This window comes from Streptomyces sp. NPDC001933, from assembly GCF_042890955.1.
In the GTDB taxonomy this organism is placed as follows: Bacteria; Actinomycetota; Actinomycetes; order Streptomycetales; family Streptomycetaceae; genus Streptomyces.
The window spans coordinates 41,664-66,897 of the sequence record NZ_JBIASS010000019.1 but is presented as its reverse complement, the minus strand read 5'-3'; the positions used below and the strand labels follow the sequence as shown (position 1 = coordinate 66,897).

At 73.2% G+C, this 25,234-nt stretch carries 15 protein-coding genes and 2 pseudogenes; 8 read left to right on the top strand and 9 right to left on the bottom strand.

Annotated elements, in window-relative coordinates; translation table 11 throughout:
* Window positions 1-168 precede the first annotated feature (168 nt).
* A complete protein-coding gene (locus ACFYY7_RS34580) occupies window positions 169-1,836 on the bottom strand; it encodes a serine/threonine-protein kinase (RefSeq protein ID WP_388667790.1) in 1,668 nt (555 codons plus the stop codon).
* A gap of 523 nt (window positions 1,837-2,359) precedes the next feature.
* Between ACFYY7_RS34580 and ACFYY7_RS34575 the strand changes: the two genes are divergently transcribed.
* The 4 genes from ACFYY7_RS34575 (at window position 2,360) to ACFYY7_RS34560 (ending at window position 9,835) form a co-directional block, all read left to right on the top strand.
* On the top strand, window positions 2,360-5,971 hold the full coding sequence (locus ACFYY7_RS34575; RefSeq protein WP_388667789.1) for an FHA domain-containing protein: 3,612 nt from the start codon (window positions 2,360-2,362) through the stop codon (window positions 5,969-5,971).
* A gap of 141 nt (window positions 5,972-6,112) precedes the next feature.
* Window positions 6,113-7,474 (top strand): ABC transporter substrate-binding protein, encoded by a 1,362-nt coding sequence (locus ACFYY7_RS34570; protein ID WP_388667788.1) that lies wholly within the window; start codon window positions 6,113-6,115, stop codon window positions 7,472-7,474.
* A 4-nt stretch (window positions 7,475-7,478) separates the two neighbouring features.
* Window positions 7,479-8,927, top strand: a complete 1,449-nt coding sequence (locus ACFYY7_RS34565; RefSeq protein WP_388667787.1) for a carbohydrate ABC transporter permease — start codon at window positions 7,479-7,481, stop codon at window positions 8,925-8,927.
* A complete protein-coding gene (locus ACFYY7_RS34560; protein ID WP_388667786.1) occupies window positions 8,924-9,835 on the top strand; it encodes a carbohydrate ABC transporter permease in 912 nt (303 codons plus the stop codon). The genes ACFYY7_RS34565 and ACFYY7_RS34560 overlap by 4 nt, the downstream gene beginning before the upstream one ends.
* Before the next feature lie 65 nt (window positions 9,836-9,900).
* Here the strand turns inward: ACFYY7_RS34560 and ACFYY7_RS34555 are convergent, their stop codons facing one another.
* From ACFYY7_RS34555 to ACFYY7_RS34525, 7 genes and pseudogenes are all read right to left on the bottom strand, one after another.
* The gene (locus tag ACFYY7_RS34555; RefSeq protein ID WP_376414635.1) at window positions 9,901-10,275 is read right to left on the bottom strand and encodes a hypothetical protein; all 375 of its coding nucleotides are present in this window, start codon (window positions 10,273-10,275) and stop codon (window positions 9,901-9,903) included.
* Between the two features lie 70 nt (window positions 10,276-10,345).
* Window positions 10,346-11,860, bottom strand: coding sequence for a methyltransferase domain-containing protein (locus ACFYY7_RS34550; RefSeq protein ID WP_388667785.1), 1,515 nt, complete (start codon window positions 11,858-11,860; stop codon window positions 10,346-10,348).
* Window positions 11,861-11,934: 74 nt separating this feature from the next.
* Window positions 11,935-13,050 (bottom strand): hypothetical protein, encoded by a 1,116-nt coding sequence (locus ACFYY7_RS34545; protein WP_388667784.1) that lies wholly within the window; start codon window positions 13,048-13,050, stop codon window positions 11,935-11,937.
* 363 nt (window positions 13,051-13,413) lie between these two features.
* Complete coding sequence (locus tag ACFYY7_RS34540) at window positions 13,414-16,962, bottom strand: CDP-glycerol glycerophosphotransferase family protein (RefSeq protein WP_388667783.1); 3,549 nt, start codon at window positions 16,960-16,962, stop codon at window positions 13,414-13,416.
* A gap of 43 nt (window positions 16,963-17,005) precedes the next feature.
* A pseudogene (locus ACFYY7_RS34535) lies at window positions 17,006-17,383 on the bottom strand (CDP-glycerol glycerophosphotransferase family protein); the annotation flags it as partial.
* A gap of 193 nt (window positions 17,384-17,576) precedes the next feature.
* Window positions 17,577-17,750, bottom strand: a pseudogene (locus ACFYY7_RS34530) (glycosyltransferase); the annotation flags it as partial.
* A 52-nt stretch (window positions 17,751-17,802) separates the two neighbouring features.
* Window positions 17,803-17,982: a glycosyltransferase family 2 protein gene (locus ACFYY7_RS34525; RefSeq protein WP_388667782.1), complete on the bottom strand. Its 180-nt coding sequence runs from the start codon at window positions 17,980-17,982 to the stop codon at window positions 17,803-17,805.
* Between the two features lie 101 nt (window positions 17,983-18,083).
* On the opposite strand from ACFYY7_RS34525, the gene ACFYY7_RS34520 reads away from it, so the two are divergent.
* Window positions 18,084-21,620, top strand: a complete 3,537-nt coding sequence (locus tag ACFYY7_RS34520; protein WP_388667781.1) for a CDP-glycerol glycerophosphotransferase family protein — start codon at window positions 18,084-18,086, stop codon at window positions 21,618-21,620.
* Here ACFYY7_RS34520 and ACFYY7_RS34515 read toward each other — a convergent pair.
* Window positions 21,617-22,225 (bottom strand): TetR/AcrR family transcriptional regulator, encoded by a 609-nt coding sequence (locus tag ACFYY7_RS34515; protein ID WP_388667780.1) that lies wholly within the window; start codon window positions 22,223-22,225, stop codon window positions 21,617-21,619. The genes ACFYY7_RS34520 and ACFYY7_RS34515 overlap by 4 nt on opposite strands.
* A gap of 126 nt (window positions 22,226-22,351) precedes the next feature.
* On the opposite strand from ACFYY7_RS34515, the gene ACFYY7_RS34510 reads away from it, so the two are divergent.
* From ACFYY7_RS34510 to ACFYY7_RS34500, 3 genes are all read left to right on the top strand, one after another.
* The gene (locus ACFYY7_RS34510) at window positions 22,352-23,293 is read left to right on the top strand and encodes an ABC transporter permease (protein WP_388667779.1); all 942 of its coding nucleotides are present in this window, start codon (window positions 22,352-22,354) and stop codon (window positions 23,291-23,293) included.
* 4 nt (window positions 23,294-23,297) lie between these two features.
* Window positions 23,298-24,077: an ABC transporter ATP-binding protein gene (locus ACFYY7_RS34505; RefSeq protein ID WP_388667883.1), complete on the top strand. Its 780-nt coding sequence runs from the start codon at window positions 23,298-23,300 to the stop codon at window positions 24,075-24,077.
* 112 nt (window positions 24,078-24,189) lie between these two features.
* Window positions 24,190-25,212, top strand: coding sequence for a serine/threonine-protein kinase (locus ACFYY7_RS34500; RefSeq protein ID WP_388667778.1), 1,023 nt, complete (start codon window positions 24,190-24,192; stop codon window positions 25,210-25,212).
* Window positions 25,213-25,234 lie beyond the last annotated feature (22 nt).

Genomic DNA, 25,234 nt, shown 5'->3' with positions numbered 1-25,234 from the left:
TCGGCCGGGGGGTTGAGTGCCCGGGATGGTGCCAACCTTCACTTCCGCGGGCGATATGCGGTGGAAACTGGCCCGCGGAAGTCGATATAGCTACAGATTTGATGGTGTTGCGGCCCCTCGGAGGCCGGTGTCCCGGCCACGGCTCAGGGGCTGATGTCGCGACCGCGCTCAGGGGCCGGTGTTGCCGCTGCTGCTGCCACCGCCGTCGCCGCCGCCCAGTTTCGAGATCCAGTCCGTGACGGTGGAGACCGTGTCGGTGATCGCCTGCCAGTAGCTCTTGCCCTGGCCGATCCAGTCCTGCAGCGGGGTCAGCTCCCAGATCAGCCAGCCCGCGACGAACAGCAGCACCAGGGTGAACAGACAGCCCTTGAGACAGCCGAGGCCGGGGATCCGCATCGGGTTGGCGCTGCGCTGCCTCGGCTCGCGGGGCTGGCGCGGGGCCGGCGGCTGGGGCGCCGGCTGCTGTGGGGGCGCGTACTGCTGCCGCTGGGGCTGGGGCTGGGGTTGCGGCTGGTACTGCTGCTGGTGCTGGGGGTACTGCTGCTGCGGCTGCTGGTACTGCTGATGCGGCGGCGGCTGCTGCCTCCGCTGGGGCTGCTGAGGCTGCTGGGGCTGCGGGCGCTGGGGGCGGCGGCGCAGCGGGTCCTGGCCCGGGTCGAGGTACTGAACCTGGGTCTGCTCGTTGCGGTCGCGGGCCGCCCGGAGCTGGGACTGCCAGGGGTGCGGCTCCTCGGGCTGCGGAGGGCCGTCCGGGCGCGGCGGCACGGGCGGCAGGACCGAGGTCGGGTCGGCGTGCCCGCCCGTGCCCTGGCCGGGGGCGTGCTGCATGACGCTGGTGGCGGCGTTCGGGTCGTACGAGCCGGCGTTGCTCGGCAGCACCTGCGTCGGGTCCGCCGCGCCGGGGGTCTGCGGAACGGCCGTGGGCGCCGGGTCGGGGGCGAGCAGGGCGCCCACGCCGTCGGCCGCGGCGATCTGGGCGGAGCTGGCGTGCACGCCGATCCCGTCCGCGACGACGCGCAGGCCGCGGGCCAGGTTCTCGGCGCTGGGCCGCCGGTCGGGGTCCTTGCTCAGGCAGCGCTCTATGACCGTCCACAGCGGGGCCGGGACGGTGGAGGGGCGGCGGGGCTCCTCGCTGAGGTGCCGGTGCAGCACTTCGAGGGCGGTGCCGCCGGCGAACGGCGGACGGCCGGTGACCAGCTCGTAGAGCAGGATGCCCGCGCCGTAGATGTCGACGGCGGAGGTCTGCGGGCGGCCCTCGGCGGACTCGGGCGCCACGTAGGCGGGCGTGCCGACGAACTCATGGGTCCGGGTGAGCCCCGGGGAGTCGGCCAGGCGAGCGATGCCGAAGTCGGTGAGCATCGGGTGCATCTGGCCGTCGCGCTCGTCGAGCAGGACATTGGCGGGCTTCAGGTCGCGGTGGACGACGCCGTCGGCGTGGCTGGCGGCGAGCGCGTCCGCGATCTGCGCGGTGAGCAGCGCGGCGGCGACCGGGGTGAGCGGGCCGTTCTCACGGAGGTAGCGGTGCAGGTCGGGGCCGTCGACCAGGTCCATGACGAGGGCGAGGAGGTCACCCTCGACGACCAGGTCGCGGGTGCGCACGATGTTCTCGTGGGTGAGCCGGAGCAGCACCGAGCGCTCGCGCAGGAACCGCATCACGACGTCGGCGTCGTTGGCGAGCTCCTCCTTCAGGACCTTGATCGCCACGGTCTCGCCGGGCTCACCCGCGACGGCCGCCTCGGCGCCCGCGGCCTCCCGCTGGCGGGCACGCCAGACGGTGCCGGTGGCGCCGCGTCCCAGCGGCTCCTCCAGGAGGTACTTGCTGCCTACCGGCCGCACGTCATGCGCTCCCTGCAGATCGTGGTGCTTACGGTCTTCCCGGATCCGCCCGGGAGTTCGGGCCCAACTCTAGGGCCTGCCGTCAAACCGCCGCCTACGCCCGGAGGGCGGCCGGGCGGCATCCAGGGCCTCTCGTCGTCCACCGCGGCCGGTGCCGCCCCGAGGCGGCACCGACCGGTTGCGGAACAAGACGCTCACATCGGGCGGATGGTTGCCGCACACGCGTGCGACGCGCCGCCCCGGACGCCCTTCCGGAACGGTTCCGTCGCCGTCGGCAACGTTCCGAGCAGGCACCCAAGCAGGCACTTATGGGCGCACAGCCGACGTTTCAAGATCACTTAGCCGTGACCGCCGGGCGTGTTGTCAGTGGCAGGTGCGAGGATGCCTCCAGCACGGACTGTGGGGTCGGGAGCCCCGCGGCACGTGACGAACCTGTACCGGACGACGCGTCCGTGTCGGGTGGGGGGAATCACAGGCCGTTCCCCCTGCCCGGCGCCCCGCGCAGAAGGGACCGCTGACGGCGATGCAGATCCGGCTGACCGTCCTCGCGCCGCGCAGCGGCCAGACCCCGGCGCGCGCGTGCGACGTGCTGGTCACCGCCCCGTCGGGGACGGCACTCGCCACCGTGGCGTCCAACCTGGCCGCGGCCGTCCTGGGGCCGGACGGCTCGCTCGGCAGCGGCGCGGTGGTGCTGTTCGCCGGGCGCGAGCGGCTCGACGCGCAGCGGTGCGCTCTGGGTGAGCCGCCACTGGTGGACGGGGCGGTGCTCTCGCTCCAGGTCCCGGGCGAGGACGAGGCGGTGGACGACGCCGTCCCGGCGCGGCTGCACGTGGTCGCGGGGCCGGACGCGGGCGGGGTCCATCTGCTGCACGGCGGGCAGATCCGGGTCGGCCGCTCCGCCGACGCGGACGTGCCGATCGACGACCCCGATGTGTCCCGGCTGCACTGCGCGGTGACGGTCTCCGCCGACGGCCTGGTCTCGGTGGCGGATCTCGGCTCCACCAACGGCACCCTGCTCGACGGCGCGGCGGTCCGCGACCGGCCGGTCCGGCTGAAGCCCGGTGCGCTGCTGCGGCTCGGCGAGTCCACGCTCCGGCTGACCTCCGGCGCGCCCGCTCCGGCGCTGGCCACGGCCCCGGACGGCGAGGGTCATCTGCGGGTGTCCGGCACGTCGGCCGCGGCCGGTGCCATCGGCCGTACCGAGGAGCACGGCTCCGGCCACGGGTACGCCCCGGCGGACTCCCCCGGCTCCGGTCCCGTCCCCCACGAGGGGTCCGGTTCCGGTCACGCGTACGGGGACGGCGACGGGCGTACCGACGGCGGGCGGCCGGCCCCGGGCGAGGAGTCGCCCCGGCGGGGCGGGATCGGCGCCTGGGCCCGCAGACTCGCTGGCAACAAGGGCGAGCCCGTCCACGAGGCGGCGCCCGACAGGACGGGCGCGGCCGAGCCGCTGTTCCCGGCCGCCCCCGCGGCGCCGTCCGGGACCGCCGCGCAGAGCGTCTGGCCGGATCCGGCGGCCGTGCTGCTGACCGCTCTCGGCCCCGGCCCCCGGCTGTGGGAGCGCGGCACCGCCCACCCCGAGGCGCTCGTGGTGCGGCTGGGCACGACGGACCGGGCCGAGCTGCCCGCCGTGCCGGTGACGGTGGGGCTGCGGGAGGCCGGTTCGCTCGGCCTCGCCGGGCCGCGGACCCGGCTGGCCGGGCTCGCCCGTTCGACGGTGGCCCAGCTCGCCGCGCTGCACTCCCCCACCGATCTGGAGATCGTGCTGATCAGCACGGACCGCACCCGGAGCGCCGAGGAGCGCAGGCGAGAGTGGGCCTGGCTCGGCTGGCTGCCCCATCTGCGGCCGATGCACGGCCAGGAGTGCCGGCTGCTCCTCGCGTACGACCGCGAGCAGGCAGACGCCCGTACGACGGAGCTGGTGCGCCGGCTGGACGACGGGCCGCTCGGGCCCGGCTGGGCGAGCCAGGACCGCACCACGATCGCCGAGGCCGCGCAGCGGTACACCGGTCCGTACACCGTGGTGGTCGTCGACGGCGACCCGGGCTCGGCGGCGCTGCGCGAGAACACCGCCCGGCTGGCCGCCGCCGGTGCCGCGGCGGGCATCCATCTGATCTGTCTGGCCGAGACCCCGGCCGCCACCCCCACCTCTCCGGTCGCGGCGACGTACGAGGCCGCCTGCCACGCCTCGATCGCGTTCCGCGAGTGCGGGGCGGTGGCGATGCTGAGCGGCGACGTGGCGACGGCCCTGCGGCTGCTGCGGACGGCGGACGGTCGGGCCGCGGGCCGGGGCACGGTCGCCGCGGTGGACGCGGTGTCGGCGCACTGGGCCGAGCGGTTCGGCCGGGCGCTGGCCCCGCTGCGTACGGAGGGTGCCGCCACGGCCCCCGGCCGGCCGGCGGCGGCCGCGCTCCCGACGACCGCCCGGCTGCTCGACGAGCTGGGCCTGGCCCGCGCCACCCCGGCCTCCCTGATGGCCCGCTGGGCCTCCACCGCGGACGACCAGCCCGGTGCCACGGTGCGCGGTTCGGGCCGCTGGTCGGGCGGACCGGCGGGCGGCGCCGATACGGACACCCCCGGCTCGGGCCGTACGGAGTATCCGCGCTCCACGGCTCCCCGGGTCGGCGCCCAGCGGCTGGGCGGCACGCCGGGCCCGGACGGCACGGGCGGATACGCACCAGGCTCGGGCCGCACCCCGTACCCCGGCAGTGAGAACGCCACCCACATCGGCACCCCGGGCCACCCCTTCGCCCCCGACGACGCCCACGACTCCGGCCGCACCCCGTATCCCGGCGGTTCCGTGCCCCGGGTCGGCGGGCAGCGCCACGGCAGCGCGCCCGGGGACACCCCGAGCTCGCGGACCGTTTCCGGATCGGGCCGCACCCCGTACCCCGGCGACGGTGACGTCCAGGGGGCCGAAAGTCTGCGTACGGCCGGGTCGGGGCGCGGCTCGAACCGGGTCAGCGGGCCGCGCGGCGCCGACACCCCCCGGATCGCCGCGCGAGGCGCCGGGAGCGCCGCCACGGCCGGGCACCCCGCCCCGGAGGGCGCCGACACGCCCGCAGCTGCCCCGGCTCCGGCCGAAAGCACCGCCCCCGCCGCCGTCGGGCGGCCCGTGGTGGTGCTCGGGGCCGGGCCCCGGGGCGCGGTCAGCGTGGACCTGGCGGAGGAGGGCCCGCACCTCCTCATCGAGGGACCGGCGGGCAGCGGACGTACGGAGCTGCTGCGGGCCGTCGCCGCCTCGCTCGCCGCGGCCGCCCGTCCCGACCTGCTGGGCATCCTGCTGGTGGACGGCGCGGGCGGCGACCGGGGCGAGGGCCTCGGCCCCTGCACCGAGCTCCCGCACGCGTTCATGCACCTGGTGGCCTCCGATCCGGTGCGGATGCGGGAGTTCGCCCAGGCGCTGGGCGGCGAGCTGAAGCGCCGTGCCGAGCTGCTCGGCCCGTACGACTTCACCGAATGGCACCACCGCCACGAGGTGGCGCGGCGGATGGTCGGCCAGCGCCCGCCGGTCACCGCGGAACAGCGCGGTGACGTGGACGCCCCGATGAGCGGGACGCTCCGGCTGCGCCCCGCCGCCCCGGCCCCGGACCCCGGGCCCTCCCCGCTGCCCCGGCTCGTCGTCCTGGTCGACGACTTCGACGCGCTGGTCGCCCCGGCGCTCGGCAGCCCCGGCCGCCCCGCCGCGGGTTCGGTGGTGCGGGCCCTGGAGGCCGTGGCGCGGGAGGGCGGCCGGCTGGGCGTCCACCTGGTCGCGGCGTCCGCCCGCCCGGAGCGCACGGAGGACACGGACCTGGCCCACGGCGCCCGGCTGCGCATAGTGCTGGACGCCCCGGTGGTCCCGCCGTCGCCGGAGGACCCCGCGCCCGGACGGGGCAGGCTCGGGCATCCGGACGGGCGGGTGACGCCGTTCCAGGGCGGCCGGGTGACCGGACGCATCCCGCGTACCGCCACGCTGCGGCCCACCGTCGTACCGCTGGAGTGGGAGCGGATGGGCGATCCGCCGACCCGGCGCCCGGTCCGCGAACTGGGCAACGGACCGACGGACCTGGCGCTGCTGGCCAGTGCGCTGGAGTGGGCGGCCCGTTCGGTGAACGCCGAGCCCATAGCCCCGCTCGAACCCGTCCACACCTGACCGAGAGCGGGTCCGGACATCCACTGACATCACGTCACGAGCCCATCACGATCAAGGAGTTGACACGAGAAGCGGTATTGCGGCACCCGAACGCCGGGCGTAGGACTGTGCGCACACAACGATGTGAGAGACGGGGAAGCAATGCGCACAACCCTTCGGATCAGCAGGGCCGCCGCGGTGTTCACCGCCATCGGCGCCCTGGCCCTCACCGGTTGCGGTGACGACGGCGGCGGGAAGAACAAGTCGGACAAGGACTCGGGGAGCGACAAGCAGAGCTCGTCCGTCACCCTGCCCGAACTGGACGGCGAGAAGCTCTCGGTCGCGGCCGTCTGGACCGGCGCCGAGCAGGCCAACTTCGTGAAGGTGCTCAAGGAGTTCGAGAAGCGCACGGGCGCCGAGGTCACCTTCGTCCCGGCGCAGGACCCGATCGTCAACTTCCTCGGTACGAAGATCGCGGGAGGCCAGCCGCCGGACGTCGCGATGATCCCGCAGGTCGGCGCGATCCAGCAGGCCGCGCAGAAGAAATGGGCGAAGCCGGTCGGTCCCGAGGCCAAGGCCCAGCTGGCCAAGAACTACTCGCAGGTCTGGCAGGACCTCGGCGCGGTGGACGGCACCCAGTACGGCGTCTACTTCAAGGCCGCCAACAAGTCCCTGATCTGGTACAACGCCAAGGCGTTCGAGAACGCGGGCGCGGCCGAGCCGAAGACCTGGAAGGACTTCCTGAAGACGGCCGAGACGGTCTCCGCCTCGGGTGTCACCCCGGTCTCGGTGGGTGGCGCGGACGGCTGGACGCTCACCGACTGGTTCGAGAACATCTACCTCTCCCAGGCCGGTCCGGAGAAGTACGACCAGCTGGCCCAGCACAAGATCAAGTGGACGGACCCGTCCGTCAAGGCCGCGCTGACCACTCTCGCGGAGCTCTTCGGCAAGCCGTCGCTGATCGCGGGCGGCGCCGACGGCGCCCTGCAGACGGAGTTCCCGGCGTCGGTCACCCAGACGTTCACCGGTGGCGACCAGCCCAAGGCCGCGATGGTCTACGAGGGTGACTTCGTGAGCGTCAACATCGCGCAGACGAAGGCGAAGATCGGGACGGACGCCAAGGTGTTCCCGTTCCCGGCGGTCGGCGCCGAGTCCCCCGTCGTGACCGGCGGCGATGCCGCGGTGGCGCTGAAGGACGGCAAGGGTGCCCAGGCCCTGCTGACCTGGCTGGCCTCGACCGATGCCGCGCAGATCATGGCCGAGCAGGGCGGGTTCATCTCGCCGAACAAGGCCCTGGACGCCGCCGCGTACCCGAACGACGTGCAGCGCACGATGGCGAAGGCGCTGGTCGCGGCCGGTGACTCCGTCCGGTTCGACATGTCCGACCAGGCGCCGCAGTCGTTCGGCGGGACGCCCGGCAAGGGTGAGTGGAAGACCCTCCAGGACTTCCTGAAGAACCCGAAGGACATCGCGGGGACTCAAGCGAAGCTGGAGTCCGACGCGGCCAAGGCGTACAAGAGCTGACGGGATGACGACAGCCGCAGCGGGGGGCGCCGACGCGGTGCCCCCCGCCGACAAGCAATCGTCCGACAACCAACCGTCCGGGAAGCAATCGTCCGGAGAGCCGTCGGTGCCCGCGCCCAGGAAGCCGTCCGATCCGTCGGCCGGCGGCGCGGGACGCAGCCGCAGGAGTGTGACCGGCACCCGCCGGTTCCTCGCCGCCCTCTTCCTGGCACCCGCGCTGGTGCTGCTGGGCGCGCTCGTGGTCTATCCGATCGTGTACTCCGTCTACCGGTCGTTCTTCGACCAGGCCGGTACGGGCTTCGCCGGACTCGACAACTACAAGGCGCTGTTCACGGACGACACCATCCGTACGGCGGTCAAGAACAACGCGATCTGGGTCGTGCTCGCGCCGACGGTCGCCACGGCCCTCGGGCTGATCTTCGCGGTGCTGACGGAGCGGATCCGCTGGGGCACGGCGTTCAAGCTGGTGGTCTTCATGCCGATGGCGATCTCCATGCTCGCCGCCGGCATCATCTTCCGGCTGGTGTACGACGCCGCCCCGGAGCGCGGGGTCGCCAACGCCGTATGGGTGGGTGTGCACGACACGTTCAACGAGTCGTCGGGCTACCCGAAGGCGCACCCGCTGCCCGTCCACCCGCTCAAGGCGGGGCCCGGCGGCTCGTTCGTCACCAAGGCGCCGGTGCGGGCCGGGCAGCCGGTGCGGCTGCCGCTGGTCGGTGTGATCCCGGCGAACATGCCGAAGGACGCGAAGCCGGCGAAGGCCGCGGCCGCGGGGAACGGGGAGATCACCGGTACCGCGTGGCTGGACTTCACCAAGGGCGGCGGCGGCAGGCCCAACGTCATCGACACCAAGGAGCTGGGGCTCAAGGGGCTCAAGGTCGAGGCGGTCAAGGACGGCAAGGTCGTCGCGTCGGCCACGGCGGGCGCGGACGGCACGTTCACCCTGCCCGCCTCGGCGGACGGCGCCGGACTCCGGCTCCCCGCCTCGAACTTCAAGGAGCCGTACAACGGGGTCGAGTGGCTCGGCCCGACCCTCGTCACGCCCGGGATCATCGGTTCCTACGTCTGGATGTGGGCCGGGTTCGCGATGGTGCTGATCGCGGCGGGGCTCGCGGGGCTGCCCCGTGAACTCCTCGAAGCGGCCCGGGTGGACGGTGCGAACGAGTGGCAGGTGTTCCGCCGGATCACGGTGCCGATGCTCGCGCCGGTGCTCGTGGTGGTGCTGGTCACGCTGATGATCAATGTGCTGAAGGTCTTCGACCTGGTCTTCATCATCGCGCCGGGCTCCTCGCAGGACGACGCGAACGTGCTGGCGCTCCAGCTCTACCGGTCCTCGTTCGGCACGGACGCGGACCTCGGGATCGGCAGCGCCATCGCCGTACTCCTGCTGCTGCTGGTACTCCCGGTGATGTACGTCAACATCCGCCGGATCCGGAAGGAGGGGCGCCGATGACGACAGCGTCGACCACGGCCACGAACACACCGGCCGACGATGTTCCGCTGAAGGCCGAGCGGTCCCTCGGCGCACGGATCGCCGCCCGCGCCGGCGGCGGAGCGATGCGGATCTTCCTCGTCCTGGTGGCCCTTTTCTGGCTGATGCCGACGATCGGGCTGCTGCTGTCCTCGCTGCGCGGCTCGGACGACATCGCGGCGAGCGGCTGGTGGAAGGTCTTCACGGCCCCGTCCCAGCTCACCTTCGACAACTACGCCACGCTGCTGGAAAATTCGACGATCACCCACTCCCTCCTCAGCACGGTCATGATCACCGTTCCGGCGACCGTGCTGGTCGTCGTGATCGGCTCACTGGCCGGATACGCCTTCGCCTGGATGGAGTTCCCCGGCCGCGACTGGTGGTTCCTGGTGGTCGTGGGGCTGTTGGTGGTCCCGGTGCAGGTCGCCCTGGTCCCGGTCTCCAAGCTCTTCGGCGCGGTCGGGATCTTCGAGACGACCTTCGGCGTGATCATCTTCCACACGGCCTTCGGGCTGCCCTTCGCGATCTTCCTGCTGCGGAACTTCTTCGCGGAGATCCCGAGGGAGCTGCTGGAGGCGGCCCGGCTGGACGGGGCGGGCGAGATCCGCCTCTTCACCCGGGTCGTGATGCCGCTGGGCGGTCCGGCGATCGCCTCGCTCGGGATCTTCCAGTTCCTCTGGGTGTGGAACGACATGCTGGTGGCGCTGATCTTCGCCGACTCGGACTCACCGCCGATCACGGTGGCCCTCCAGCAGCAGGTCAGGCAGTTCGGCAACAACATCGACGTGCTGGCGCCCGGCGCCTTCGTGTCGATGGTGATCCCGCTGGCGGTCTTCTTCGCCTTCCAGCGCCAGTTCGTCTCCGGCGTGATGGCGGGCGCGGTGAAGTAGCGGCGGGTGGAGCGGGGCGGCGCCGCCGCCGGACGGGCCGGGGGGCCTGACCGGCGGCGGCGCCGTCAGCGTTGCTGGCCCGCCATCACCGTGATGAGGCCGATGACCACGAGCAGCGAGCCGCCCCAGGTCCACATCGAGGTCCGTTCGTGCAGCACGGTCGCCCCGGCCAGCACGATCAGCAGGTACCCGAGGGCGTTGAACGGGTAGGCGATGGACAGCGGCACCTTGGCCAGGGTCGCCATCCAGGCGAGGGCGGACACCCCGAAGACGACCAGGCCCAGGACGACCCAGGGGCTGGTCGCGGCGCGCAGGGCGACGGACCCGCCGCCGTGTCCCGCGGCCGCCGCCGCGCCCTTCATCCCGTGCTTGAGCATGATCTGGCCGCCCGCCGAGGAGAACACGGCGAACAGCAGCAGCATCAGACTGGGGAGTGTCAAGACCTTGCTCCTGACTGCGGCGCCCGGGGACTGCGGCTCCGGGGCGGGGGCGGGGCGGGGGACGGCGGCCTCAGACGCCGACCCGGTCGGCACGGACGTACTGTCGGTTGAGGATGTCCTGTACATCGATGTGCTCTCCAGCGATGATCGTCTCGGCCGCGTGCGGGGTGAGCAGTGCGACATGCTGATAGCCGAACAGCGTCGGCCGGATACGGGTGAGCAGCTTCGACGCCCCGCCCAGGACCGCGGGGAGCGGTCCGCCGCCGAGCAGCGCCCAGAACGGGGCCCCGGTCGACGCGATGTTCAGGACGTCGTAGCCCGCGTCCCGGACCGTGCGGCGCAGGCTGGCCCGGGTGAAGAAGCGCAGATGCGTTTCGTCGAGGATGCCGCGCCGGTCGTATCCGAAGACGCCGAGCGCGACCCGCAGCCGTGAGTACCAGTGGCTGAAGTTCGGTACGGAGAGCAGCACATGGCCGCCGGGCCGCAGTACTTCGGCGACCTCGGCGAGCACCCGCTCGGGGTGGGAGAGGTGTTCGATGACGTCGCCGGCGACCACGTAGTCGTAGTCGACACCGATCTCGGCCGGCAGCCCCTCTTCCAGGTTGGCGAGGTGGAAACGGGTGCACCTCTCGCGCACGCCGGGGACCTCGACGTAGTCCACCCCGGTCACCTCGTGGCCGAGGGCTTCGAGGCGCTGGGCGAACAGGCCGCCGGAGCAGCCGAGATCGAGGACCCGGCCGGGCGGGAGGCTGCGCATCTTCTCCAGGATGACGGCGTGCGAGGAGCCGTCGCCCTCCTTGAACGCGTACTCGACGGGTTTGGGGATCCAGCCGCAGGTGCCGAATCCCTTGACGGCGAGCCGGTATTCGAGGACGTCCTTGACGACGTCCTTCGCGTACTTCATGCCGTTGACGTAACAGATCTCGTCGCCGTAGTACGTGGGGACGGGGATCTCCTTGATCCGCATCCCTTCGTTGAGCAGCTGGACGATGATCTGGGTGTCGAAGTCGAACGCGTCGGTGTTCCGGTGGATCGGCAGCTTCTTGAGCGCCGCGACGCTGTAGGCGCGGTATCCGGAGTGGAATTCGGTGAGCTGCGATCCGAGGAGGGTGTTCTCCAGACGGGTGAGAATGCGGTTGCCGAGCCATTTGTACATCGGCATGCCGCCCTTGAGCGCGGATCCGGATTTCATCATTCGCGATCCGAAGACGGCGTCGCATTCGCCGCGTTCGATGGGTGCGACCATGTCCGGGAGGAATTCCGGGGCGTACTGTCCGTCGCCGTGCAGCAGCACGATGATGTCCAGTCCGTGCTCGGCGGCCAGCGCGTATCCGGCCTTCTGGTTTCCGCCGTATCCGAGGTTCTTGGTGTGCCGCATCACCACGGTCCGCGGCATTCCCTCCGTCTGCGACCAGCGGCAGCCCGCGGTGAAGGTCGCGTCATGGCTCGCATCGTCGAGAATGAGGATTTCGGCGACCTTGGACCGGAAGTCCTCCGGAATGCGGTCGAGGGTCCGCTCCAGCGTCGTCTCGGCGTTGTACGCGACCACCAGGATGCCGATCCTGGGGCTCGGGCTTTCCTTCACGGGACGTTCTCCAGTTGCGCTCGGTACTCGGTGCTCGGTGCTTGTTGCTCGTTGTCTGGCGCTTGCGGGGAGGGTCAGTTGACGGCGCAGTCGGTGGGCTGCGAGGTGCAGGGCGCCGGGAGCGGGGCCCGCCCGGCGGGCGGCCGGGCGGACGGCTCCGGCCGGGCGGCGAGGATCTTGCGGACTCCGCTGACGAGGCCCGCGGCGAGAACCACCCAGCCGAGCTCGGCGAGGTGAAGGACCGTTTCGCTCCAGTGCACGGCGGACCGTCCCCGGTACCCGAGGACCGCCGTCAGGCCGAGCAGGCAGCTGTACACGGCGCCCTCCCAGAACCCGACGACGAACAGTCCGGCGGCGGCCCAGGTCAGGTACTGGAGCGCGGACGCGGTGGAGAGCAGCAGCAGCAGGCCCGACGTGACGGCGACGACGACCGGCAGCTGCGCGGGCCGCAGCCAGGCGAGCCAGACCCCGGCGGCCACGCAGACCAGCACGAAGAGGAAGTGGCCGTCGCCCTCGATGAAGGTGATGAAGGACTGCGGCAGGCCGAACAGGTCGGCGAACCGGACGAGCCCCCAGAGGCGGTAGCCGCCGCCCGCGTACTCCAGGACGTTCTCCTTGAGGTTCTGCGGAACGGTCAGCAGGACCGGCCCCCAGACGACGGCGGCCAGGGCCGCGAACCCGGCGGAGAAGCGGACGAACGCCGGCCGGCCCGCCCGCAGCGCGACCAGGAACAGCGCCGGGATCACCACCACGGGGATGAACTTGATGCTGATCGAGAGCGCGGCGGCCACCCCGGCGGTCAGCGGTGCCTTCCGGTCCACGAGGAGGTGGGCGGCGACCAGGGCGAGGGTGATGGCGACCGCGTCGGTGTTGCCGTGGTACCCGGAGGTGGCGATAAGTACGGGGCTGGCGGCCACGCCCACACCGCAGGCGACGGCGGCGCCGAGCGAAGCGCGCCTGCGCACGATCTCGAACACGACGAGTGCGCAGAAGAAGTCGGCGATCGAGGCGGGCGATCTGATCAACGTGCCGAAGGGGATTCCGAGTTCGGACAGTTCATTCAGCCCGAGAAGCATCCAGCCGGCCAGTGGCGGATGGTTGTAGACGGGCAGCCCCGGCAGCGGCTGTTCGTAAATCCGAATGGGCCCGTACCGCACGATCGCCTTTGCGAAACCATGAAAGATTCGCACATCGGCCGGTCCCGGCATATTCGCCGCGATCAGCATTCGGGTGATAAGGCCCGCGGCTGCGGCAATGAGCACCACCGCCCTTGCGCGTGACACGTTCCAGGTTTCGCATCGCATTCGGATACCCATGAAAGCAGAACGTAGCAACAAGAAGACGCTGAGCGACGCACCGATGGCCACGCTTAGATGGACCATTACTCGAATGTTTCGCGCATTCGCGCAAACATTCGCATCCCTGAATCACTCGAACGGTTCAGGGGGCATGTGGTGGTGCGAGGGATCTGCCCGGCCGGCAGCGGCACGGCCGGGCAGTCCGGATCACAGCATTCGGCCGACCGCGGACCACGGGGTCCGGCCGGCTGCGGATCACAGCATTCGGTCGACCACGCCCGCCGCCGCGCGCCCGTCGTCCAGGTCGCAGAAGTCCCGGCGGAACGCCTCGTACGCCTGCGCGTGTCCCGCGGTGGCCCGTTCCGGGTCGCGCAGCGCCTCGATCAGGCCGGTGGAACCGGGGATCAGCGGGCCGGGGGCACGGGCCTCGAAGTCGAAGCAGAAGCCGCGCATGGTGTCGCGGTAGTGCGCCAGGTCGTGGGTGTGGAAGAGCATCGGGCGGCCGGTCCGGGCGAAGTCGAACATCAGCGAGGAGTAGTCGGTGACCAGGGCGTCGCTGATCAGCATCAGTTCGCCGACGTCCGGATAGCGCGAGACGTCCCGGACGAAGCCGCTGCCGCTGTCGGGCAGGCGGCCGGTCACCAGGTAGTGGCGGCGCACCAGCAGCACGGTGTCCCCGCCGAGTTCGCGTTCGGCGGCGGCCAGGTCGAGCTTCAGGCCGACGGCGTGACGGCCGTCGCCGAGCGGCTGGTCCTCCCGCCGGGTCGGCGCGTACAGCACGACCCGCTTGCCCTCGGGGAGGGCGAGCCGCTCGCGTACCGCCGCGGCGATCTTGATCCGGTCCGAGGCGTGGAACAGGTCGTTGCGGGGGGAGCCGCACTCCAGGATCTCGCCCCGGTAGCCGAAGGAGCGTCGCAGGACCGGGGTGGCGAAGCTGTTCGGCGAGACCAGGAAGCTCCACTGGCGGGCGCGGTGCTCGATGGCGGCGGTACGGGCGGCGTCGGCCCGGCCGGTGCCCGCCGGATCGAGGCCGATGCGCTTGAGGGGGGTGCCGTGCCAGGTCTGGACGACGCACTGGCCCTCGCGCCGCTCGAACCACCGGGGCAGCTGGGTGTTGGTGACGACGTACCGGCTGCGGGCCAGCGCCTCGTGCCAGGCGGCGGAGCCGTGCTCGACGGCGGTGGCACCGGCCGGGATACGGGCCTGCTGGTCGCGCACCGCCCACAGGTGTTCCAGCTCGGCGCCGCGCCGGACCACTTCCTCGTGGACGGCGCGCGGCGAGTCGGAGTACTGCCGGCCGTCGAAGCTGCTGTACAGCACCGTGTCGCGCAGCGGTGCGGTGCGCCGGGCCCGGTAGCGCTCGCGCAGCAGCCGCTCGGCGCGCGGGCCGCGTTCCGCCGCCGTGAGCACCGGCGCGCTGTCGATCAGCAGCTGGTCGTGGCAGCGCCGCTCGACGGTGTACGTCCGGCCGCCGAGGGTGCGGGCGGCGGGCAGGGTGCGGTGGGCGGCGGCCGGGATGCGCAGCGCGGCGTCGTCCGCCTCGTCCAGGGCGCCCCGCTCGCGGAGGAAGAGGTACCAGTGCCCCTGGCCCAGCGGCAGTTTCCCACCGGGGCCCTCGACGGCGTCCGGCCGCAGCGCGGCCCTGAACCGGCGGGCGCCGGCGGCCCCGGAGAGGGTGAGGGCGAAGCGGGCCTCCTCGCCGTGGCCGCTGTGCCTGGCCACCAGGTCGACGGGCCGTTCCGGGAGGTCGGGGAAGGTGCCCTCCAGGAGGATCTGCCCGTCCTGCGTCCAGGTCGCCAGGTCGACGGCCGGCTGCACGGGGCGGTCGCTGATCAGCAGATCGCCGCGGGGACCGGCGGTGAGGCCGAGTTCGCGCCGCTCCCCGCCGGTCCCGGCCAGCGGGTAGCGGCCCGGCAGCACCGGTCCCGGCACATCGACCGGGGTGCGGCGGCCGTCCGGTCCGGCGAGGTGGAGGCTGTACGGCACCTGGGCCCGGCCCTCCCCCTCTCCCATGTCCGGCCGGGCGTCGGCGAAGGCGCCGAGCGGGATGTCCGCGGTGAACCGCCGCCAGCCGGCCGCGGATGGGGCGGCGCCCTCGTGCACCGTCACCAGGCGGTCGAAGGCGGTGCCGGAGGGGTGGTGGGTGAGCGCGAGGCGCAGCGGCCCGTTGCCGAGCCGGTCGCGGATCATGCCGTCGATGACCACGGTGGCGGTCCCGTCGCCGGTGTCGCCCGCGCGGTGCGTCTCGAAGCGGGCGTCGATCCGCTCGGCGTGCAGCACCAGCCTGCCGCCGTCGAAGGCGGGCACGATCCGGTGGTCGCCGTCGGGGCGGTGCACGGGCGGCGGGGCGGCCGCCTCGTCGGTGGAGAGCTCCGAGCGGCGCAGCATGCCGTGTCCGGCGATGCCGATCTCCGGCCGCCAGGTGAGGCGTTCGGCGCTGCCGCCCGGGTCGATGCGGAGCCTGGCCGGGTCGACGACGGTCTCGAAGCCGGACCGGTCGTAGTCGTGCAGGCTCTGCCGGGACCGGGCGGTTGCCTCCGGCTCGTCGGCCGTGCGCAGCCGCAGCGGCACCACGTGCCGGCGTCCGGCCCGCAGCCAGCCGGCCCGGAACTCGGCGGTGCGCGGTCCGGCGGGCAGGTTGCGGATGTACGCGTACCCCTTGAGGTGCAGCTTGCCGCCCTGCCAGTGGGCGTCGAGCAGCCGGGCGGTGAGCGGCAGGTCCCGCGCGCCCACGCGCAGCACCGAGCGCGGCACCGGCCGGGTGAGGACCGGGTAGGAGGCGCTGCGGCGGCGTACGCCCCGGACCGTGAAGGCGCCCGGTTCGGCCTTGTCGAGGGCGAGCAGGTCCAGCAGTTCGCCGGTCCGCCGTTCGCGCACGAGGTGCCACATCAGGCGCAGCCGCAGCGGCAGTGCGTCGAGGACGGCCGGGTCGACCTGGTCGGTGAACTCGTTGGCGTACGTGACGAAGGCGCGCCGGTACTCCTCGTCGCCGTCGGGCAGCGCCTCCATGAAGTACCAGAGGTCGTCGGCGAGCACATGCGCCTCGTACCGCCGTTTGTCGGCGGCGTCGCGGTGTTCGTCGAGGAAGGCGGAGACGCCCAGCAGGTGCGAGACCCGGTCCTGGACGCCGCGGACGACGGCGCGGCGGGTGGTGCCCGAGCCCGCCCGGTCGCGCCGGTGGCAGACGGGGTCCTTGAGCACGTCGACGGAGCGGGCCAGGAAGTGGGCGGGCAGGACGACCGGGATGTCCTCGTGGAGGGCGCCGACCGGGAAGGCGAAGGCGTGCTCGTCCCAGAACGACCGGCGGAAGACCTTGTTGCAGGCGGTCCGGTCGGCGGTCAGGTCCCAGTCCCGCGAGATGTGGGTGCGCAGCCGGGTGGTCGCCATGGGCCGGCGGAGGTCGGGCGCCTGCTGGAGCCGGCCGTCGGCCCGCAGCCGCAGCACGTTGCCGGACGCGATGTCCGAGCCGGTCTCGTCCAGGGCGCCGACGAGGAGTTCGTACGCGCGGGGCGGGAGCACGTCGCCGCCGTCGACGAAGGCGAGATGGCGGGCGCCCGGGTCGCAGTTGCGGACCCCGGTGTTACGGGCGTGCCCGAGCCCGCCGTTCTCCTGGCTCACCAGCCGGAACCTGCCGTCCCGTACGGCGAAGGCGGCGGCCAGGGCCGCGCTGTCGTCGGTGGAGCCGTCGTCGACCATCACCACCTCCAGGTCGGTCATGGTCTGCTCCGCGAGGGACTTCAGGCAGTCCGTCAGATGGAGCTCCACGTCGTGGACGGGTACGACGACACTGAGCCGTGGCGACATGTTGGGCACATCCGTTCATCGGGGGCCTGGTTGTCCGTGAGGCTCAACCCCGTGACGGGCCGGGGGTCACCGGTCCCGGTCTCTCCCGAACGGGTGACATCGGCCTTGCCCCGGTTGCCGTACGGTCCGGCTCCGCGTCGCCGTAGCCGTCGCTGTCGCCGTCGCGGTCACCGTCGCGGTCGTCGTCGCCCAGGAACAGCCGTCGCACCACGCGTTCGGCCGCGTGCCCGTCGTCGTACGGGCAGAAGCGCTCCCGGAACGCCGCCCGCAGCCCGGCCGTCCGCGCCGAGCACCACTCGCCGGTCCGGAACAGCTCCAGCAGCTCGTCCTCGGTGGTGGAGACGGCGCCCGGGGTGTCGCCGGGGCGCCCGGAGAGCAGGTCGAAGCAGGTGCCGCGCGAGGCCCGGTGGGCCTCCCGGTCCAGAAGGCGCGGCGGTAGAGGCGCGGGACGTCGGTGCGGAGGTGGTCGGCGGAGAGGCCGTCGATACGGAGGGCGCCTGCGCGGAGGGCGTCGGCCTCGGAGCCGCCCCCCACCAACCCCGGGGCCGGGACCGTACGGCCGCCCCCACCGGCCCCGGGGCCGTGACCTCGCCCCACCAGTCGACGCGGTCGTGTCCGAGCAGGAGCACGTCCGGTTCGCCGGTGGACAGCCGGTCGGCGACCGCGTCCAGCGCGCCCGGTCGCAGCAGGTCGTCGCCGTCGAGGAAGAGCAGGTAGCGCCCGCGCGCGGCGGCCGCCCCGGCGTTGCGGGCCGGGCCGGCACCGAGGTGCCCGGGGAGGGTGATCACCCTGACCGGGCGTTGCGGGCCGGGCCGGCACCGAGGTGCCCGGGGAGGGTGATCACCCTGACCCGGGGTCGCGCCGGGCGAACTCGGCGGCGATCCGCGCGCTGCCGTCCCGGGATCCGTCGTCCACGACGAGGAGCTCCGGCTCGCCGGGAATCTGGTCGAGCACGGACTCGATGGCCGCCCTGAGGTACCCCTGCACTCGGTGGACGGGCACGACGACACTGAGAAGCATGGCAGCCGAGCCTAATTGCGCGGTTACCGTGTGCCGAATCCCGTGTTCACCCGTTCGGGGCAGTGCCGGTGACCCGGCGCGTCCGCCCCGGTTGACCGGGCATGAAGCCGCGCCTCAGTGTCGTCGTCCCCGTCCACAACGTCGAGGACCACCTGGAGGACTGCCTGCGCTCGGTGGCCGGACAGTCGGTCACCGACATCGAGGTGATCCTCGTGGACGACGGGTCGACGGACGGGAGTTCGGCCATCGCGGAGTCGTTCGCCGCCCACGACCGCCGCTTCCGCCTCGTGCGCCGGCCCGACGGCGGGCTGGGCGCGGCCCGCAACACGGGCGTGCGGCACACCACGCCGGGCGTGCCGTACCTGGCGTTCGCCGACAGCGACGACTTCGTCGTCCACGACGCCTACGCGCGGATGCTGGCCTCGCTGGAGTCGACCGGCTCCGACCTCGCGACCGGCAATGTGTGGCGGCTGACCGGGCAGGGGCGGCAGCAGGCCGGGCAGTACCGCTGGCTGACCGGCAGCCGGGCCCGCACCCACATCGGCCGCGACCCCCGGCTGCTCGCCGACCGGGCCGCCTGGAACAAGGTGTTCCGGCGCTCCTTCTGGGACCGGCACTCCTTCGCCTTCCCGGAGGGCGGGCTCTGCGAGGACACCCGGGTGGTGATCCCGGCGCACTACCTGGCCGGCTCGGTGGACGTGCTGCACGAGCACGTCTACTACTCACGGGTCCGGGAGGGTTCGGCCACCCGGCGGCGCACGGACGTGCGGGCCGTACGGGACCGGATCTCGGCGTGCGAACAGGTCAGCGCGTTCCTGGCGGGCCGGGGCGGGGTGGCGAACAACGCGGCGCGGCGCCGCTACGACCTGTCCTGCCTGCGCGACGACTTCGTGTACTTCCTGGAGGGGCTGCCCATGGGCGGCCCCGAGTACCGGAAGGCGTTCATGGCGGGTGCCGGGGCGTTCCTGGACCGGATGGAGCGGATGGACGGGGCGGGGCGCGCGGACCGGGCGGTGGCCCATGAATTGCCGGTGACGCTGCGGATCAAGTGGCAGCTGGTGAAGGAGCGCCGGCTCCCGGAGCTGCTGGAGGTGCTGGCCTTCGAGCGGGCCAACGGTGCAGGAACGTTCACGGTCGGCGGGGTGCCGGGGCTGCGACAGGCCGGTTTCCCCGGCATCCCGGACGCCGCCCGCCTCGCCCGTACCGATCTGCCGGCCGTGGCACGGCTGTTGGAGGCGCGGTGGGGCGACGACGGAAAGCTGCGGCTGCGCGGTTACGCGTACATCCGCAATCTGCCGGCCGCGACGCCGCGCCAGTCGCTGAAGATGGGCATGGTGCGCGCGACCCTCGGGCAGCAGCTGCGGAGGGTGCCGGTGCGGAGCGTGCCCGCGCCCGAGGCGACCATCGACTCCGGCCAGCAGCTGCACCGTTACGACCACTCCGGCTTCGAGATGACCCTCGACCCGCGTCGGCTGCGGCCCGGCGGCTGGCTGGTGGGGATGATGGTGGCCGCCCAGGGCACGGCCCGCCGGGTGGCGGTGCGCGCCGTGGAGGCGGGGGCCGCCCAGCCGCACGTCCATGACCTGGGCGACGGACGCCGGGCGGTGCTCGACTTCCGGGGCGGGCGGCTCCGGCTGACCCTGGAGCGGCTGCCCGCCCGCTGCGAGTCCCGCCGCTTCGGCAAGGACCTGGAGCTGACCGGCCGGCTGTACGGGGGCGCCCGGCCCAAGGCCCTGGTGCTGACCTGCGACGGAGTGGCGGACCAGGAGTTCGGCCACCCCGTCGAGTACCGGCCGGACGGCCGCTTCACGGTACGGATCCCGCTCGCCGACCTCGCCGGTATGGCGGCCACGCCACCAGTGCCGCACCGGGCGCCGCGCGAGGTCGAGCCGGAGCCCGGCGGGCGGTGGCGGGCCCGGCTGGTGCTGGCCGACGGGGCGCGGGTGCCGCTCGCGGTGGCCCCGGAGTCGGCGCCGCCGGTCGTGGCCGACGCGGTGGGCGAACTGGTGCTGGACCTGAGCGGGCAGCCGTTCGTGGACGGGGCGGTGTGGACGCCGGACGGGGCGCTGAGGGTGGAGGGGGTGACCGGCGCCGGTACGGGCGTACGGCCGGGCGAGGGCCCGGACCGCCTGGTGCTGCGGCACGGGGCGCTGCGCGAGACGGTGTCGGTGCCCGTCACCCATGACGAGCGGCGCGCGGGGGTGCCGGGGGGTGCGGACGGGAGGGCGTACGAAGGGGTGTACGGGGGGCGCCGGTTCACTGCGTTCCTCGCGCCCTCGGTGGCCGCCGGGCTGCAAGAGGGCCGCTGGGAGGCGTATCTGGGCGGCCGGCCGGTCCGGGTGCTCACCTCACTGGCCGCGCGGCTGCCGCTGCGCCGGAGCGGCCCGGTCGCCACGGGCCCCGTGCCCGGACGGGAGTTCGCCCTGGACCGCCGCTCCGGCGACCGGCTGACCGTGCAGGCCGGGCCGGTGCTGACGCCCGCCGAGCGCGGCGCGTACCGCGGGGCCGAGCTGCGGGGCAGCCACTATCCGGCCCGGCGCGCGATGCCGCTGCGGGACGCGGTCCTCTACACGGGCGGCGACTCACCGCGCGCCGTGCACGCCGAACTCCTGCGCCGGGGAGTGGAGTCGGAGCACCTGTGGGTCACCGACGGGGTCCACGGGCACGTACCGCCCACCGCCGTCCCGGTGATCGAGCACAGCGCCGCCTGGTACGAGGCGCTGGCGCGGTCCCGTCGAATCGTCACGGCGGACCAGCTGCCCGAGTGGTTCGAGCGGCGGCCCGGCCAGACCGTCGTGCAGACCTGGCACGGCACCCCGCTCGGCCGCTTCGGCGCGGATCTGGCCGGCACCCCGTACGCCGACCACCAGGAGCTGGCCACGCTGCCGCGCCGGTCGGCCCAGTGGTCCGTCCTGGTCTCCCCGAGCCGCCACTCCACCGCCCTGCTGCGGCGCGCGCTCGACTACCGGGGCGAGGTCCTGGAGGCCGGCTCCCCCGCCAACGACCTGCTCTTCTCGGCCGACCGCGCCAAGACCGCGGAGCGGGTACGGCGCAGGCTCGGCATCCCGGACGGCCGCCGGGTCGTGCTCTACGCGCCGACCTACCGCGACCGGCTGGCCCACCCCTTCGGCGCCGACGGCGCGCGGCTCCGCTACCGCTGGGACCGGGCGCTCGACCCGGCCGCGCTGGCGCGGTCCATCGGTACGGCCCACACGGTGCTGGTGCGCCGCCATCCCCGGGTGACCGGGAGCGTGCCCGAGCGAGCGGGCGTGCGTGACGTGTCGGCGCACCCGGACACCGCGGAGCTGCTGCTGATCGCCGATGTGCTGGTCACCGACTACGCGGGCCTGATGTTCGACTTCGCGCACACCGGCCGCCCGATGCTCTTCCACACCTACGACCTGGCGCACTACCGCGACACGGTGCGCGGTTTCTGCCTGGACTTCGAGACCCGGGCGCCGGGCCCGCTGCTCGCCGGGGCGGACGAGATCGCCGCGCTCCTTCGCGACTCCGGTTCCCTGGCCGCGTCGGCGGTCCGGCACGCGGACGCGTACGAGAGCTTCCGCCGGGACTTCTGCGACCTGGACGACGGCGGGGCGGCGGGGCGCGTCGCGGACCGGCTGCTCGCCGAGGGTTAGCCCGACTTGAGCGCGGCGACCGCGGCGGCGGCCAGGTCGTCGAGATAGCCCTTGGGCAGCGGGCCCCGGACGACGGCGAGCCGCCAGTAGAGCGGGCCGACGATCAGGTCCAGCGCCCGGTCCGGGTCGCTGTCCGCGGGCAGCTCGCCGCGGGCCACGGCGTCCCGTACGACCACGGCGGCGATGCCCTGCTGCGGGTCCAGCAGGGCGGCCTTGATCGTGTCGGAGATCTCCGGGTTGCGGGCCGCCTCGACCAGCAGGTCCGGGATGACCTGCGAGGCGACGGGGTGGCGCAGGGCGTACGAGGCGAGTTCGAGCACGGCGCGGACGTCCCCGTACAGCGAGCCGGTGGCCGGGGCGGGCATGCCCTGGACCGCGACGGCCGAGACCAGGTCGAGGACCAGGGCCAGCTTGGACTTCCAGCGGCGGTAGACGGCGGTCTTGCCGACGCCCGCGCGCCGCGCGATCCCCTCCATCGACATCCGGGCGAAGCCCACCGCGGCCAGCTCCTCGAAGACGGCGCTGCGAATCGCGTCGGTGATGTCCTCGCGCAGCACGGCGGCTCCGGCGGGGACACGGCGGCGGGTTCCCGGGTCGGTGGTCATGGCCGAATCATAGTCCGTGACGACGGAACGGTTGCGTTGCGACGTAAATGCGTCCTACCCTCGGCGTTGCGACGATACGGTCCCGTTCCGTCGGACGTCGCTCCCCCGCCCCCGTCGAAAGCGATCGTGGTGAGCCAGACAGCAACCCCGCCGGCCCCGGCCGACACCCCAGCCGGTGCAGCCCTCCCGGTGTACGCACCGGGCGAGCTCGCCGCGCTCGCCGCCCGGCACGGACTCACGATGAGCGGGGCCCGGCCCTCGCTGGCGGCGTACGTCCGGCAGCTGTGGGGGCGGCGGCACTTCATCACGGCGTTCGCCACCGCCAAGCTGACCGCCCAGTACAGCCAGGCGAAGCTCGGCCAGATCTGGCAGATCATGACGCCGCTGCTGAACGCGACGGTCTACTACTTCATCTTCGGCGTCCTGATGAACACCAAGCGCAACGTCGAGGACTTCGTGCCCTTCCTCGTCACCGGCGTCTTCATCTGGACCTTCACCAGCAGCTCGATCACCGCGGGCACCCGGGCGATCAGCGGCAATCTGGGGCTCGTCCGGGCACTGCACTTCCCACGCGCCTCGCTGCCGATCGCCCTGGCCCTGCAACAGCTCCAGCAGCTGCTGTTCTCGCTGGGCGCGCTGGTGCTGATCCTGGTCGGGTTCGGGCAGTTCCCCAAGCCGTCCTGGCTGCTGGCGGTCCCGGCGCTGTTCCTCCAGGCCGTGTTCAACACCGGCGTCTCCATGGTGGTGGCGCGACTGGCCGCCCGGACGCCGGACATCGCCCAGCTGATGCCGTTCGTCCTGCGGACCTGGATGTACGCGTCCGGGGTCATGTGGAGCGTGGACACCATGCTCAAGGGCGACCGGGTCCCGCACTTCGTGATGGTGATGCTGGAGTGCAATCCGGCCGCCGTCTTCATCGATCTGATGCGGTTCGCGCTCATCGACAGCTTCGGCGCGTCCCACCTCCCGCCGCATGTGTGGGCGATCGCCGCGGGCTGGGCGCTCGTGTGCGGCGTGGGCGGATTCGTGTACTTCTGGCAGGCGGAGGAGCGGTACGGACGTGGCTGACCACATGACCGACATCGACGAGCGGGTGCCGACCGTCGTCGTGGACGACGTCCACATCACGTACAAGGTGAACGGCGCCCGTACCGGAAAGGGCAGCGCCACCTCGGCGCTCAGCCGGATCGTCTCGCGCCGGCAGGCCCCCGGGGTGCGCGAGGTGCACGCCGTGAAGGGGGTGAGCTTCGCCGCGTACAAGGGCGAGGCCATCGGTCTGATCGGCTCCAACGGCTCGGGGAAGTCGACCCTGCTCAAGGCCATCGCCGGTCTGCTGCCCGCGACGAAGGGCCGGGTGCACACCCAGGGCCAGCCCTCGCTGCTCGGGGTGAACGCCGCGCTGATGAGCGATCTGACCGGCGAGCGCAACGTGGTGCTCGGCGGCCTCGCGATGGGCATGACGCGCGCCCAGATCCGCGAGCGCTACGAGGGGATCGTCGACTTCTCCGGGATCAACGAGAAGGGCGACTTCATCACCCTGCCGATGCGTACGTACTCCTCCGGCATGGGCGCCCGGCTGCGCTTCTCCATCGCCGCCGCCAAGAGCCATGACGTCCTCCTGATCGACGAGGCGCTGTCCACCGGCGACGCCAGGTTCCAGCGGCGCAGCAAGGAACGGATCATCGAGCTCCGCAAGGAGGCCGGCACGGTCTTCCTGGTCAGCCACAGCAACAAGTCGATCACCGAGACCTGCGACCGGGCGATCTGGCTGGAGGCGGGGACGCTGCGGATGGACGGTCCGGCGGACGAGGTCGTGGCGGCGTACGAGAAGTTCACGTCCGGCAAGAAATGAAGTCCGGCTCCGGCAGGAAGCAGGGCGTCGCGGCGGGGGCGATAAACTCCCCTGCCGCACAACGGGGTTGCGTCGTGGGGGTCGCGCCCCCGGATCCGCTCAGGGGGGACACATGCAGGACGGCGTGCCGGGACCACTGCGGGCGGAGGATCCACACGAGATCTCCGGCTATGTGCTGCGGGCCCGGGTGGGCGCGGGCGGGATGGGCACCGTCTACCTCTCGCACACCCGGGGCGGCCAGCCCGTCGCCCTGAAGGTGATCCGCCGGGAGTACGCGCAGAGCGCGGAGTTCCGGGTGCGGTTCGCCCGTGAGGTGGCCGCCGCCCGCCGGGTCTCCGGGTACCACCTGGTGCCCGTCGTCGACCACGACACCGAGGGGCCGCGGCCCTGGCTCGCCACCCACTACGTCCCCGGCCTGCCGCTGGACGCCGTCATCGGCGGGCACGGTCCGCTGCCCGTGGACGCGGTGCTCCGGCTGACCGGCTGCCTGGCCGGTGCGCTGGACGCAGTCCACGGCGCCGGGGTCATCCACCGGGACATCAAGCCCGGCAACATGCTGCTCGCCGCGAGCGGCCCCTGGCTCCTCGACTTCGGGATCGCGCGGGCGGCCGACACCCGGACCCTCACCACGGCGGGGCGGCTGATCGGCAGCCCGAAGTACATGTCGCCGGAGCATGCGCTGGGCAGGCCGCTGACGCCCGCGTCCGACGTGTTCGCGCTCGGGCTGCTGGCCGCCGAGGCCGCCGCCGGGGAGCACCCGTACGGCCGGGGCCACGGCCTCGCGGTGGCCGCCCGCATCGCGGACACCGAGCGCGAACCCCCGCGGCTGGACCACCATCCGGAGCCGCTGCGCGGGCTGCTCGGTCGCTGTCTGGCGGCCCGGCCCGAGGAGCGCCCCGCCGCCCGCGAGGTCGCGGAAATGTGCCGGCGGGCGCTCGGCTCGGACGGCGAGCGGGGGCTGCGGGTCTTCACCGGCTGGCTGCCGGACCCGGTGGCCTCGGCCGTGGCCCGGATCGAGGCGGCGACCCGGCCCCGCCCGTCCGCGTACACCCCCACGTACGTGCCGACCGTGCGCGACCCGATGGCCGCCGAATGGAATCGCCGGGTCCGTCGAACTCCGTTGCAGGATCGTTGATTGACGACCCGGAACTTGTCGT

Bases quoted from the DNA above. Each gene is read 5' to 3' on its own strand.
- ACFYY7_RS34575 (WP_388667789.1), top strand. From the start codon at position 2,360: ATGCAGATCCGGCTGACCGTCCTCGCGCCGCGCAGCGGCCAGACCCCG.
- ACFYY7_RS34570 (WP_388667788.1), top strand. From the start codon at position 6,113: ATGCGCACAACCCTTCGGATCAGCAGGGCCGCCGCGGTGTTCACCGCC.
- ACFYY7_RS34565 (WP_388667787.1), top strand. From the start codon at position 7,479: ATGACGACAGCCGCAGCGGGGGGCGCCGACGCGGTGCCCCCCGCCGAC.
- ACFYY7_RS34560 (WP_388667786.1), top strand. From the start codon at position 8,924: ATGACGACAGCGTCGACCACGGCCACGAACACACCGGCCGACGATGTT.
- ACFYY7_RS34540 (WP_388667783.1), bottom strand. From the start codon at position 16,962: ATGTCGCCACGGCTCAGTGTCGTCGTACCCGTCCACGACGTGGAGCTC.
- ACFYY7_RS34525 (WP_388667782.1), bottom strand. From the start codon at position 17,982: ATGCTTCTCAGTGTCGTCGTGCCCGTCCACCGAGTGCAGGGGTACCTC.
- ACFYY7_RS34520 (WP_388667781.1), top strand. From the start codon at position 18,084: ATGAAGCCGCGCCTCAGTGTCGTCGTCCCCGTCCACAACGTCGAGGAC.
- ACFYY7_RS34515 (WP_388667780.1), bottom strand. From the start codon at position 22,225: ATGACCACCGACCCGGGAACCCGCCGCCGTGTCCCCGCCGGAGCCGCC.
- ACFYY7_RS34505 (WP_388667883.1), top strand. From the start codon at position 23,298: ATGACCGACATCGACGAGCGGGTGCCGACCGTCGTCGTGGACGACGTC.
- ACFYY7_RS34500 (WP_388667778.1), top strand. From the start codon at position 24,190: ATGCAGGACGGCGTGCCGGGACCACTGCGGGCGGAGGATCCACACGAG.